The following is a 12982-nucleotide window of genomic DNA, read 5'->3' as shown; positions in this document are numbered from 1 at the left end:
CAGTCCGGACGCCATTAAATCTCGCTAATGAAGGTACCCGTCCCATCAAGGATGTTCTTGAGGGTCTCGACAACCTCATCCATATCCACCATATCCGGATTGAAGCTGATCTCCAGCACATCATCCCCGTTCAACGCATCGGCATCCGCCGCAGCAATCTCGATCTTCAACAGCGTCGAGGTCAACGTGACCTTCACGCCGTCCAGCGTCGATGGCTCGCCGTCCAGTGTAATTTCCAGCTCATCCTCGTCCGGGTAGCGGCTCATCAGAAACATCTCGCCCTTGTCGCTGTGGCAGCAGAGCATGGCCATGTTGTCTTCTTCGTCATCGCACGGGTTGACGATGAGCAGGGCGGTGGTCATTTGCATGGGAGGTTTCCTGATGAGGCGCGAGAAAAAATACAAGTTTGCCACCCAGGGGAAATTTTTTCTGCTTTCGCGTGATTCTTTTCTATGCGCTATCCATTTTTTTATTTTTTGGCAAGGGATGTAGTAAAGGCAGCGGTGTATAAGAATAGGCACCAAAAGAAATAGGAAAAAAGATAGCGCTGCGTTGTGTATAGAGAAGAAGACGATATTTAGCCCAAACAAATTTCCGTACTTGCCTTCGGCTGTTCCGAGATCGGTTGAGGTTAAATAAAAAAACCAGATGAACAGAGCTGAGAGAATCAGGCCGCTCAAAAACACACATAGATATCGCTTGAGTGTTATCTGGTCGAACTGTCGCGAATCAAACTTTTCGATAAATGCATGGCGCATTGAGACGATAGCAAGTAATGGCCCGGAAACGGCTATGTAGTTTGCAGTCGCTTTTGAGCTAAAAGGGAAAAATGATGACCAAAAGCCAATCAGTCCAAACAGTTGTTCGTCAAGAAATTGATCGATCACCAGATCCAGGCTTGATTCCGGTACGGCGGGAAGCACTAAATTTATGAGAAAAATAGGAGTGACATAAATTCCGAGTGCAAGCATAGGCAAAGACTCTTTGAGTATTGTTTTTGTCATAAGCTGCACCCGAGCGCGAGGAAGTTTTATCAGTTTCATTGCGAGGGGGGGGAGTTTTAAAAAATCGACCCCCTGCTACATTTTTATTGGGGGTCGGTCCATTTAGCGAATTGATCAAGGATCAAGTTGTTTATTTTTTCGACATTTTTGGCATCCAGAAGGGCTGCGATCAAGGCGATGATCAAGCCAACGGCGATGATACCCATGGCGCTAGCGGCAAAGCCGGGATTGAGCATCGAGACCAGTGCCGCCAATGCCGCGACTGCGCCCATGCCGACTCCGATGCTTTCCAGTTCAAGCATCAAAGGTTTCCAATTTCCGTCCTTGAAGCCAGTGATGGTCTTGTCTACCACTGAATGCGCCTGAACCATTTTGCCTGCGACACCAAAACCTTTCGCAAGTCGATTTACATTGTCCATGTATGTAGCCTTGTCCAGCGCGTTGAGTGCTTCGACGATTGCTCGAGTGTCTCGCGGGCCAAGGTTTGCGTGCGGATTGGACCGCACCTTTTCAAAGGTTTCCATCGCCTCGTTGTAGTTTCTGATCTTCTTTCCCGCAATGTCCTTTTGTAGATCCATTACGACCTGGTGCAGATTGGCGCCATATTTTTCGAAGATGTATTTATTCGCGTCTGCGACGAAAGCGACCGCACGTTTATGTTCATCGATCTGCCTGGCTTCCTCCTGCTCCTTCGCGATTCTGTCTTTCTCTTCAGCGATGCGTTTGGCCTCGGCAATGGCGGCCAGACGTGCCCGCTCTTGCGCCTGTTGGCGCGCTTCCTCGATTCGGCGAGCGGCTTCGGCAGCTTGTTGCACCGCAATAGCCTCAGCCTGGCGACGATCCACTTCTGCATACAACTTGGTTTGTCTGTTCTGAAGGCTTGCAATTTGATCATTAAGGATCATTGCATTGTAAGTGGCCTCCAGTTTTGCATATAGCTTCGCAGTTTTTATAATCTTCAATTGCTGTTGCAGTTCTTTGTTTTTCTTGAATAATAGTTCGTTGACTATATTTAAGGTGCGTGACAGCCATGCGTCGGGTGTTACGTTTGCAAGGGGTGGGTGCGTATTGTCGATCTGGTTTAATTCAGACTGCAGGTTGGTTTCCAGATTTTGTTTGCGTGCATGGAAGTCGTTTTGAATGGCCAGTGTAAATCCGTGCATTGGATTACCCAAAGGGTAATTCTTGCTGATATCGCCGCGAATCTTTTTTGGGTTCAGATTGATGATTTCCCATGAGCCGTCGCGGTAGGTGATGATTCCTGGTAGTTCCAGTTGAGACATTTGCAAGTTCCTTGTGCGTTCAAGGTCCGATCCGTCGGACGGTGAGGTGTTTCATATTGTTAGCGCTCAACGCGGATACGAACAAGGCGGAATATCACAAAGTGTTCTGATAAGTGTGTGGGGTGTTTCGGTGCGGCTTGTAAGAAAAAGTGAAGCGGTTTTTAACTGACTGTTTTTATGTAATTTGTTTAAGTGAGCACTGATAAGTTCGGCAATACTGGATGGTGTGATCAGTGCTCGCGGTAACGCTGTTTTCGAATAGTCACTGCGCCTGCAAAGCGATCCGCGTCAATCGCCCCCTGAGCTGAACCGGATGCGGCCATCAGGGTCCGTACAAAGGCGTTGGGCGTTTTCATTTCCGGATATGTAGCGGCGGTGTGACGATTTGTGGAACGAATGTGCCGTAAAACCGGGCTTTGAGTGCGCGTTCTTTTGTCACGACTGCTAGTGTTTACCGGTGCCAGAGCCTTGCTTTACGTGGCGATGACCGAATATGTCGCAGCACCGCAAGCAGACACATTGTCGCACCCTTTAAGCTGCGCATCGGATGGGCACCCGTAAAGGCATTGTCGGCGGTCAGGACAGTCGCTTTTGCAGCTGCCCATTCAATGGAAGGTGAATGTGACCTGAGGGTCTCGTCCAGCTTCACCCACCTGTCACCCTGTTTCCTCTGCCCGAGAATCAGGAACAGGGCGACACAGGCCCCGAAAGGGGTGTTGCACGCGACGCTTTCCATCAATAACAAGCTTAAGCGGAGTACCACAGATGGCGTTCTTCACCGCAGCCAGCAAAGCCGACTTCCAGCACCAACTGCAAGCGGCACTGGCGCAGCACATCAGTGAACAGGCACTGCCACAAGTGGCGCTGTTCGCTGAACAATTTTTCGGCATCATTTCTCTGGACGAGCTGACTCAACGTCGCCTCTCCGACCTCGCTGGCTGTACTCTTTCCGCGTGGCGCCTGCTTGAGCGCTTCGATCACGCGCAACCGCAAGTGCGCGTCTATAACCCTGATTACGAACGCCACGGCTGGCAGTCGACCCACACCGCCGTCGAAGTCCTGCACCACGACCTGCCATTTCTGGTCGACTCGGTCCGCACCGAGCTGAACCGTCGCGGCTACAGCATCCACACCCTGCAAACCACCGTGCTCAGCGTACGCCGTGGCAGCAAGGGCGAGTTGCTGGAAATCCTGCCAAAAGGCAGCACCGGCGAAGACGTGTTGCACGAATCGCTGATGTACCTGGAAATCGACCGCTGCGCCAATGCGGCCGAGCTGAACGTGCTGAGCAAAGAGCTGGAACAGGTTCTCGGTGAAGTCCGCGTCGCGGTCGCCGATTTCGAGCCGATGAAAGCCAAGGTCCAGGAAATTCTCGGCAAGCTCGACGGCAGTGCATTCGCCATCGACGCCGATGAAAAGAACGAAATCAAAAGCTTCCTGGAATGGCTGGTGGGCAACCACTTCACCTTCCTCGGCTACGAAGAGTTCGTGGTTACCGATCAGGCCGACGGCGGTCACATCGAGTATGACCAGAACTCCTTTCTCGGCCTGACCAAACTGCTGCGCACCGGCCTGACCTACGAAGACCTGCGCATCGAAGACTACGCCGTAGCCTACCTGCGTGAACCGACGCCGCTGTCGTTCGCCAAGGCCGCGCACCCGAGCCGCGTGCACCGTCCGGCGTACCCGGACTACGTGTCGATCCGCGAAATCGACGCCGACGGCAAGGTCATCAAGGAACACCGCTTCATGGGCCTGTACACCTCCTCGGTGTATGGCGAGAGCGTGCGGGTCATCCCGTTCATTCGCCGCAAGGTCGAAGAAATCGAGCGTCGCTCCGGCTTCCAGTCCAAGGCTCACCTGGGCAAGGAGCTGGCGCAGGTGCTGGAAGTGCTGCCGCGTGATGATCTGTTCCAGACCCCGGTCGACGAACTGTTCACCACGGTGATGTCGATCGTGCAGATCCAGGAGCGCAACAAGATCCGCGTGTTCCTGCGCAAAGACCCGTACGGGCGTTTCTGCTACTGCCTGGCCTACGTGCCGCGCGACATCTATTCCACCGAAGTGCGCCAGAAGATCCAGCAAGTGCTGATGGAGCGCCTGAAGGCTTCCGACTGCGAATTCTGGACGTTCTTCTCCGAGTCGGTACTGGCGCGCGTGCAGTTGATTCTGCGGGTCGACCCGAAAAACCGTCTCGATATCGATCCGGTGCTACTGGAAAAAGAAGTGGTTCAGGCCTGCCGCAGCTGGCAGGACGACTATGCCGCACTGACTGTCGAAAGCTTCGGCGAAGCCCACGGCACCAACGTGCTGGCGGATTTCCCGAAAGGCTTCCCGGCCGGCTACCGCGAGCGTTTCGCTGCGCATTCGGCCGTGGTCGACATGCAGCATCTGCTGAGCCTCAACGAAAAAAATCCGCTGGTGATGAGTTTCTATCAGCCGCTGGGCCAGGTTTCCGGCCAGCGCGAGCTGCATTGCAAGCTGTATCACGCCGACACGCCGCTGGCGCTGTCCGACGTATTGCCGATCCTCGAAAACCTTGGCCTGCGCGTGCTGGGTGAATTCCCGTACCGTCTGCGTCACACCAATGGCCGCGAGTTCTGGATTCACGACTTTGCGTTCACCGCCGCTGAAGGCCTGGACCTCGACATCCAGCAACTCAACGACACCCTGCAGGATGCCTTTGTCCACATCGTCAGTGGCGACGCCGAAAACGATGCGTTCAACCGTCTGGTGCTGACCGCCGGCCTGCCATGGCGCGACGTTGCGCTGCTGCGTGCCTATGCGCGTTACCTGAAGCAGATTCGTCTGGGCTTCGATCTGGGCTACATCGCCAGCACCCTGAACAACCACACTGACATCGCTCGCGAACTGACTCGTTTGTTCAAGACCCGCTTCTATCTGGCGCGCAAGCTCAGCGACGATGATCTGGAAGACAAGCAACTGCGTCTGGAACAAGCGATTCTGACCGCACTGGACGACGTCCAGGTGCTCAACGAAGACCGCATCCTGCGTCGTTACCTTGATCTGATCAAAGCCACGCTGCGGACCAACTTCTATCAGACTGACGCCAACGGCCAGAACAAGTCGTACTTCAGCTTCAAGTTCAACCCGCACGCGATCCCTGAATTGCCGAAGCCAGTACCGAAGTTTGAAATCTTCGTTTACTCGCCACGCGTTGAAGGCGTGCACCTGCGCTTCGGTAACGTTGCCCGTGGTGGCCTGCGCTGGTCCGACCGTGAAGAAGACTTCCGTACCGAAGTCCTCGGCCTGGTGAAAGCCCAGCAAGTGAAGAACTCGGTCATCGTACCGGTGGGCGCGAAGGGTGGCTTCCTGCCGCGTCGTCTGCCACTGGGCGGCAGCCGTGACGAGATCGCGGCCGAAGGCATCGCCTGCTACCGCATCTTCATCTCGGGTCTGCTGGACATCACCGACAACCTGAAGGACGGCGCGCTGGTACCGCCGGCCAACGTCGTGCGTCATGACGACGATGACCCGTACCTGGTAGTGGCAGCGGACAAGGGCACTGCAACCTTCTCCGACATCGCCAACGGCATCGCCATCGATTACGGCTTCTGGCTGGGTGACGCGTTCGCCTCCGGTGGTTCGGCTGGTTACGACCACAAGAAAATGGGCATCACCGCCAAAGGCGCGTGGGTCGGCGTACAACGCCACTTCCGCGAGCGCGGCATCAATGTTCAGGAAGACAGCATCACCGTGGTCGGCGTCGGCGACATGGCCGGTGACGTATTCGGTAACGGCCTGTTGATGTCCGACAAGCTGCAACTGGTCGCGGCCTTCAACCACATGCACATCTTCATCGATCCAAATCCGAACCCGGCGACCAGCTTCGTCGAGCGTCAGCGTCTGTTCGACCTGCCGCGTTCGGCCTGGACCGACTACGACACCAGCATCATGTCTGAAGGTGGCGGGATCTTCTCGCGCAGCGCGAAGAGCATCGCGATCACCCCGCAGATGCAGGAACGCTTCGACATCAAGGCTGACAAGCTGACCCCGACCGAACTGCTCAACGCCTTGCTCAAGGCCCCGGTTGATCTGTTGTGGAACGGCGGTATCGGCACGTACGTCAAGGCCAGCACCGAAAGCCATGCAGACGTCGGCGACAAGGCCAACGATGCACTGCGGGTCAACGGCAACGAACTGCGCTGCAAAGTCGTGGGCGAGGGCGGTAACCTCGGCATGACCCAACTGGGTCGTGTCGAATTCGGCCTCAATGGCGGCGGTTCCAACACCGACTTCATCGACAACGCCGGTGGTGTGGACTGCTCCGACCACGAAGTGAACATCAAGATCCTGCTGAACGAAGTGGTTCAGGCCGGTGACATGACCGACAAGCAACGCAACCAGTTGCTGGCGAGCATGACCGACGAAGTCGGCAATCTGGTGCTGGGCAACAACTACAAGCAGACTCAGACCCTGTCCCTGGCGGCGCGTCGTGCGTATGCGCGCATCGCTGAGTACAAGCGTCTGATGAGCGATCTGGAAGGCCGTGGCAAGCTGGACCGTGCCATCGAGTTCCTGCCGACCGAAGAGCAACTGGCCGAGCGTATCGCTGAAGGCCACGGCCTGACCCGTCCTGAGCTGTCGGTGCTGATTTCCTACAGCAAGATCGACCTCAAGGAGCAGCTGCTGGGCTCGCAGGTGCCGGACGACGATTACCTGACCCGCGACATGGAAACGGCGTTCCCGCCGACCCTGGTCAGCAAGTTCTCCGAAGCCATGCGTCGTCACCGTCTGAAGCGTGAGATTGTCAGCACCCAGATCGCCAACGACCTGGTCAACCACATGGGCATCACCTTCGTTCAACGACTCAAAGAGTCGACCGGCATGAGCCCGGCGAACGTGGCCGGCGCTTATGTGATCGTACGCGACATCTTCCACCTCCCGCACTGGTTCCGTCAGATCGAAGCGCTGGACTATCAGGTCTCCGCTGACGTGCAACTGGAGCTGATGGACGAGCTGATGCGTCTGGGTCGCCGCGCCACGCGCTGGTTCCTGCGTGCCCGTCGCAACGAGCAGAACGCTGCCCGTGACGTCGCGCATTTCGGTCCGCACCTGAAAGAGCTGGGTTTGAAACTCGACGAACTGCTCAGCGGCGAAATCCGCGAAAACTGGCAGGCGCGTTATCAGGCTTACGTGGCTGCGGGTGTGCCGGAATTGCTGGCGCGTATGGTGGCGGGCACTTCGCACCTGTACACGCTGCTGCCGATCATTGAAGCCTCCGACGTCACGGGGCAGAACCCTGCTGAAGTAGCCAAGGCCTACTTCGCCGTGGGTTCGGCGCTGGACATCACCTGGTACCTGCAACAGATCAGCGCTCTGCCGGTTGAAAACAACTGGCAGGCCCTGGCCCGTGAAGCGTTCCGTGACGACGTCGACTGGCAGCAACGCGCGATCACCATCTCCGTCCTGCAACAGGGCGACGGCACCCAGGACGTGGAAGCACGCCTGGCGCTGTGGATGGAACAGCACGAAAGCATGATCTCGCGCTGGCGCGCCATGCTGGTGGAAATCCGCGCCGCGAGCGGCACGGACTACGCCATGTATGCCGTCGCCAACCGCGAACTGCTGGATCTGGCATTGAGCGGGCAAGTGATCGTGCCTGCGGCTGCTGCGAATGCCGAGCTTGAATTGGCGTAAGTAGTGGTTGAATGAAAAGCCCCGGTGTCGTGAGATGCCGGGGCTTTTTTATGCCTGAAGGATTTGTGTTGTCTGGTCTGGCCCCTTCGCGAGCAGGCTCGCTCCCACAAGGTTATTTGTTGATAACAGAAAGTGTGAACAACCTTGGACCCTGTGGGAGCGAGCCTGCTCGCGAAGGGGCCTTTTGATTCAATACAACTTCTGAGCGTGTTTACCTTCGAGCAACGACACATCACCCGCCGGCCGCGCCACCAAATTGCTCAACGACCGATCAAATTCCTGCAACGCCCGAACCTGCACATCCTGCTGCTGATTGATATCGGCAACGATCTCCTCAGACCGCTTGAAATCCGCCCATACCGGCGTCAGTTCTCTGGCCTCGGAGCCTTTCGCCGTGCCGATGTAGTTCAGTTGCGCATCATAAAAATCGGCACTGACATTGGCCTTGATGTCGGAGCTGCGCGAGGTGATCAACTGGCTGTGGGTGTCGACGATCGCCACCACATCCGGCTTGGCAGCGCGCAGGCTTTGCATGTCCGGGTAGACCGTCACCGCGCCGAACTGGCGTTGCAGGGAGGCGTTGACCCATTCCACCGCCATGTCCGGTTTTGAACTGGCGACGTAAGCGTCGTGGATCGATTGCACCAGCAGGCTCTGGCCGAAACCGGTGCCGGCGTTGGCTTGATAGTCGCGCAGGTATTGGCGGTTGGTCTGGGTGCTTGGGCTGTAGATCACGCCAAGGGACACGCCGGGACCGCTTTTCACCAGGGTTGCGCTGCTGCGGCCGGTCGGGTGGGGCAAAAGCGTGTCGAGGGATGAAACCGCTTGCGGCGCGGTGGGGACCGAGCAGGCGGACACGGCTATAAGCGATAACACAAGGGCACTGACTAACGCACGGTTCATGGTGTTACTCCCGTGAGACAACAGCGGTCGGTAGGTTCTGAGTGTCGTCATTGACGACGGAACATTCAGACTAAACCCGCCAACCTGACAATTGCCTGAGGCAAATGCGCGTCGCTAGTTTTATTTGCTGTAACCGATGGCGGGTAATGACTGGCGGAAATTAAAAAACGCCAATACACGATTGGCGCCGGTTTATTTATGGCTGGTCGTGCAGCCATCAGTTTTTCAGCGGGATCAGCACCGGTTCATCCGGGGCCAGGACCATGAACACCAGCAGCTTGGCAGGCTTGCTCTGGCTGGCGTTTTTCGACACCAGATGTTCGGAGCCGGCCGCTTCGTACCAGAATTGACCTTTCTTGTAAGTGACCGGCTGTTCACCTTTGACCTGGGAAACCACTTCGCCCTCCAGCACATACGCCATCGCCGTGCCGTCGTGTTTGTGGGCGATGGACGACTGGCCGGGCTGGTAGTCGACCTCGATCATCATGGCTTTTTTGCCGGGGGCGTTTTTCAGCAGTTGCTCTTGCAGCACGGTGACTTTTTCCGAGGGGTCGTGGGCCAGGGTGGCGGTCGAAAGGCTGAAGGCGAGGGCGGCGGCGAGCAGAGGCAGGGCTTTCATGGCGGGTTACCTGTGAGGTTGAGTGTTGCTGATCACAGTAGTCCGCAGGTTGGGGCATTCAAACGGCCAATGTTCGAGAAGTTGGGGTGACCAATTGGCGGAGTCAGGGATATTTGCGGTGCGGCGCTAGACGCCTTCGCGAGCAGGCTCGCTCCCACAGGATTCAACGGTGCTCAGGTATTTTGTGAGCAACACATAACCTAGTGGGAGCGAGCCTGCTCGCGAAGGGGCCGGTTCAGACGATGGGAAAGCTGTTGAAATCCACACTATTGGCCAAGCGGCTATCGATCAGGTCGATAAACCCCTGGGCCTCGGGCCGGTTGAAATGCGCCTGCATCGCCGCTTCCGACTGCCAGCGCGCGCTGACCGTCCAGCGATGGCTGTCCTCGGGGCAGCGGTCGACCAGGTAGGAATCGCAGCCCGGGGTTTCGCGCAGGGTGTCGACGATTCTCTGCAATTGCTTGCCCAGTTCCTCCGAACGGCCGGCGGCAGCCTGCACCTGCACGGTGTTGATCACTTCGTTGGACATTGCTCACACTCCTGAATCAGGCCGGACGAATCCTGCTCATTGAGGGATAACGCCTGTGCAGAATAGGCCTGCAACCCTCGAAGACCAATAACCAATCGGCGGTTAAATCCTGAGGCCAATGGCTCAGGCGAGCTGTTCGAGGATGTCGCGCAGGCGATCCAGCGCGGTGTCGATGTCCAAAGTTTCGATCGCGCCGAAGCCAAAATACAGGCCGTTTTTCGCCGGTTGCTGGTAATAGAAACCGTTGATCGCGTACAGGCCAACCTCGACCTTTTTCGCCAGCTCGATCACCAGCGGTAGATCAATCGGCACCTTGCACCACACGGTCATATGGAAACCGGCACTCGGTGGCACCGCTTCCAGCCACGGCGACAGATCATCGGCCATGCGCGCCAGAATGCGTTCGCGACGCTGCGCGTAAATGGTGTGGCAGCGGCGAATGTGCTTGAGCAGGCAGCCCTCGGCGATGAACTTGGCCAGCGCCCATTGCGGCAGGGTCGAGGCGTGCAGGTCGGTGAGCTGCTTGGCGCGGATCACCGCTTCGAGGATCGCCGGCGGCAGAATCGCATAACCCAGGCGTAGTTCGGGCAGCAGGGTTTTCGAGAAGGTGCCGACGTAGGCGACGATGCCGCGCTGGTCGAGACTGAACAGCGAATCGGTTGGCCGGCCTTCGTAGCGGAACTCGCTGTCGTAGTCGTCTTCGATGATGATTGCGCCCAGCTCATGGGCGCGGGCCAGCAGGGCTTCGCGGCGCGCATGGCTCATCGGCATGCCCAGCGGGAACTGGTGCGATGGCGTGACATAAATGAGGCGCGTGCCATCGGGAATGTGCTCGACCTGCATGCCTTCGGCATCCACCGGTACGCCGACCACTTCGGCGCCATGGGTGCCGAACAGCAGGCGAGCCGGCGGATAACCGGGATCTTCCATCGCCACGATGCTGCCGGGGCGAGTCAGCACGCGGCTGATCAGGTCCAGCGCCTGTTGCGCGCCGTTGCACACGACGATGTCCTCGTCCTGACAATTGACTCCGCGCGAAAACGCGATGTGTCGGGCAATCGCGTTGCGCAGCGCCGGCAGGCCTTCGGGCAGGCTGTAGAAGCCCTTGGACTGGGCCATCTGGCGCATCGCGTGGGACACGCAGCGGCGCCAGTCATCGTGGGGGAACTGGCCCTTGCTGGTGGCGCCGCCGATGAAGTCGTAACGCAACGAGCCGGCCAGTGTTGGATGGCGCAGGAATACCGGCAGATTGCACCAGCTCTCGATCACCTCGGCGCTGGCCAGTTCGCTGTGGCTCTGCTTGCGCTGGATCTGCGCCGGGCGGGCGTTGACGTAAGTGCCTTTGCCGATGACCCCGGTGAGGAAGTTTTCGTAGGTCAGCTGCGCGTAGGTGTCGGAAATGGTCTTGCGCGAGATGCCCAGTTGCTCGGCGAGCAGGCGGCTGGGCGGCAGTTGCGTACCCGCCGCCAGCCGCCCGGATTCGATCGCCCCGCGCAGTTGCTGATACAACTGACCGGCCAGATCCTTGCGGCCGTTGATCACGACATGAAGTTCCATACCGACGGGGCTCCGGGGGCGGTGAGTGAAGTGTCGGCCAGATTACTGCTATTGGCGGACTGGCAATAGTTGCCTACCCGAAAAACTCGGAATTGGCCTACAACCTGTGGGCAAATTTTGTGGGAGCGAGCCTGCTCGCGAAAGCGTTTCACCTGATCGTTCCCACGCTCCGCGTGGTAAAGCCTCCCGTGACGCTCTGCGTCACAGTGGACGCAGAGCGTCCATAGCTGCATTCCCACGCGGAGCGTGGGAACGATCATGACCAAAGCCGTGCCTACCGGATCGTTCCCACGCTCTGCGTGGTAACGCAGCCCGGGACGCTCCGCGTCCCCTCCAGAGCCGAACGCAGAGCGTCCATGGCTGCATTCCCACGCGGAGCGTGGGAACGATCATCGCGTGAACCTCAGCTAAGTGGTGTGGTGATAAATCGAAATATTGGGGCTGTAACCCGCGCCCGTCAGCGCTTACGGTGCTCTCATCATTCCGTCCACCGAGACCTGCCCATGTCCCCGCGCCTGGATTACTACAACGCTTCGCCCAAGGCGATGAAAGCGATGATTGCCATGGAGGCGCTGACCGCCAACCTGAGCATCGAGCCGCCGCTGCTGCAATTGATCCGGATCCGCGCCTCGCAGCTCAACGGCTGCGCGTTCTGCACGGACATGCATTCGGTGGATGCGCGACGGGCCGGGGAAAGTGATCGGCGCCTGTATGCGGTTGCAGTGTGGCGCGACAGCAACTTCTTCAACCCGCGCGAGCGAGCTGCGCTGGCCTGGGCGGAGGCGGTGACGTTGCTGGCGGACAGTCGCGTGCCGGATGACGTTTATCACCAGGCGCGCGAGCAGTTCAGCGAAGGCGAACTGGTCGACCTGACCATGGCGGTGACCACGATCAACAGCTGGAATCGCCTCGCCGTCAGCTTCCGCCAAACCCCCAGCGACTGAGCGTCGGACTACCGCAGGTGCGCGCTGATCGTTCCCACGCTCCGGCGTGGGAATGCCTCAACGGACGCTCCGCGTTCGGCTGTGGAGGGGGACGCAGAGCGCCCCGGGCCCCATTCCCACGCAGAGCGTGGGAACGATCAGTGGGTGAGGGTGGGTTTCATGATCGTTCCCACGCTCCCGCGTGGGAATGCCGCCACGGACGCTCCGCGTTCGGCTGTGGAGGGGGACGCAGAGCGTCCCGGGCCCCATTCCCACGCAGAGCGTGGGAACGATCCGGGAGGCACGGTTTTGGTCATGATCGTTCCCACGCTCCGGCGTGGGAATGCCGCCACGGACGCTCCGCGTTCGGCTCTGGAAGGGACGCGGAGCATCTCGGGCTGCATGCCCACGCAGAGCGTGGGAACGATCAGTGGGTGAGGGTGGGTTTCATGATCGTTCCCACGCTCCCGCGTGGGAATGCCGCCACGGACGCTCCGCGTTCG

8 protein-coding genes are annotated in these 12982 nt (G+C 58.3%); 2 read left to right on the top strand and 6 right to left on the bottom strand.

Going from position 1 to position 12982, the window contains the following annotated elements; genetic code table 11:
- Nucleotides 1-14 precede the first annotated feature (14 nt).
- Together ACGSLL_RS03475 and ACGSLL_RS03470 are read right to left on the bottom strand one after the other, a co-directional pair.
- Complete coding sequence (locus ACGSLL_RS03475) at nucleotides 15-368, bottom strand: hypothetical protein (RefSeq protein WP_394503799.1); 354 nt, start codon at nucleotides 366-368, stop codon at nucleotides 15-17.
- 719 nt (nucleotides 369-1087) lie between these two features.
- On the bottom strand, nucleotides 1088-2287 hold the full coding sequence (locus tag ACGSLL_RS03470; RefSeq protein ID WP_394503226.1) for a colicin-like pore-forming protein: 1200 nt from the start codon (nucleotides 2285-2287) through the stop codon (nucleotides 1088-1090).
- A gap of 765 nt (nucleotides 2288-3052) precedes the next feature.
- Between ACGSLL_RS03470 and ACGSLL_RS03465 the strand changes: the two genes are divergently transcribed.
- Nucleotides 3053-7948: an NAD-glutamate dehydrogenase gene (locus ACGSLL_RS03465; protein ID WP_394503224.1), complete on the top strand. Its 4896-nt coding sequence runs from the start codon at nucleotides 3053-3055 to the stop codon at nucleotides 7946-7948.
- Nucleotides 7949-8137: 189 nt separating this feature from the next.
- Here ACGSLL_RS03465 and ACGSLL_RS03460 read toward each other — a convergent pair whose 3' ends face one another.
- The 4 genes from ACGSLL_RS03460 to pdxR all read right to left on the bottom strand — a co-directional run bounded on the left by ACGSLL_RS03460 (nucleotide 8138) and on the right by pdxR (nucleotide 11556).
- Nucleotides 8138-8851 (bottom strand): ATPase, encoded by a 714-nt coding sequence (locus ACGSLL_RS03460; protein ID WP_394503222.1) that lies wholly within the window; start codon nucleotides 8849-8851, stop codon nucleotides 8138-8140.
- Nucleotides 8852-9068: 217 nt separating this feature from the next.
- Nucleotides 9069-9470: a cupin domain-containing protein gene (locus tag ACGSLL_RS03455; protein ID WP_394503220.1), complete on the bottom strand. Its 402-nt coding sequence runs from the start codon at nucleotides 9468-9470 to the stop codon at nucleotides 9069-9071.
- 235 nt (nucleotides 9471-9705) lie between these two features.
- Nucleotides 9706-9999 (bottom strand): putative quinol monooxygenase, encoded by a 294-nt coding sequence (locus tag ACGSLL_RS03450; protein WP_394503218.1) that lies wholly within the window; start codon nucleotides 9997-9999, stop codon nucleotides 9706-9708.
- 123 nt (nucleotides 10000-10122) lie between these two features.
- Nucleotides 10123-11556: a MocR-like pyridoxine biosynthesis transcription factor PdxR gene (gene pdxR, locus ACGSLL_RS03445; RefSeq protein ID WP_394503216.1), complete on the bottom strand. Its 1434-nt coding sequence runs from the start codon at nucleotides 11554-11556 to the stop codon at nucleotides 10123-10125.
- Between the two features lie 503 nt (nucleotides 11557-12059).
- Here pdxR and ACGSLL_RS03440 point away from each other — a divergent pair.
- Nucleotides 12060-12500: a carboxymuconolactone decarboxylase family protein gene (locus ACGSLL_RS03440; protein ID WP_394503214.1), complete on the top strand. Its 441-nt coding sequence runs from the start codon at nucleotides 12060-12062 to the stop codon at nucleotides 12498-12500.
- The last annotated feature ends 482 nt before the right edge of the window (nucleotides 12501-12982 follow it).

The organism is Pseudomonas retamae (genome assembly GCF_043496865.1).
Lineage (GTDB): Bacteria > Pseudomonadota > Gammaproteobacteria > Pseudomonadales > Pseudomonadaceae > Aquipseudomonas > Aquipseudomonas retamae.
Note: the sequence above shows the minus strand (reverse complement) of the source record. Positions and strands in the feature narration are given on the sequence as shown.

Excerpts from the sequence above, each read along its gene's own strand:
- ACGSLL_RS03470 (WP_394503226.1), bottom strand. The coding sequence starts at position 2,287 with ATGTCTCAACTGGAACTACCAGGAATCATCACCTACCGCGACGGCTCA.
- pdxR (WP_394503216.1), bottom strand. The coding sequence starts at position 11,556 with ATGGAACTTCATGTCGTGATCAACGGCCGCAAGGATCTGGCCGGTCAG.
- ACGSLL_RS03450 (WP_394503218.1), bottom strand. The coding sequence starts at position 9,999 with ATGTCCAACGAAGTGATCAACACCGTGCAGGTGCAGGCTGCCGCCGGC.
- ACGSLL_RS03475 (WP_394503799.1), bottom strand. The coding sequence starts at position 368 with ATGCAAATGACCACCGCCCTGCTCATCGTCAACCCGTGCGATGACGAA.
- ACGSLL_RS03440 (WP_394503214.1), top strand. The coding sequence starts at position 12,060 with ATGTCCCCGCGCCTGGATTACTACAACGCTTCGCCCAAGGCGATGAAA.
- ACGSLL_RS03465 (WP_394503224.1), top strand. The coding sequence starts at position 3,053 with ATGGCGTTCTTCACCGCAGCCAGCAAAGCCGACTTCCAGCACCAACTG.
- ACGSLL_RS03455 (WP_394503220.1), bottom strand. The coding sequence starts at position 9,470 with ATGAAAGCCCTGCCTCTGCTCGCCGCCGCCCTCGCCTTCAGCCTTTCG.
- ACGSLL_RS03460 (WP_394503222.1), bottom strand. The coding sequence starts at position 8,851 with ATGAACCGTGCGTTAGTCAGTGCCCTTGTGTTATCGCTTATAGCCGTG.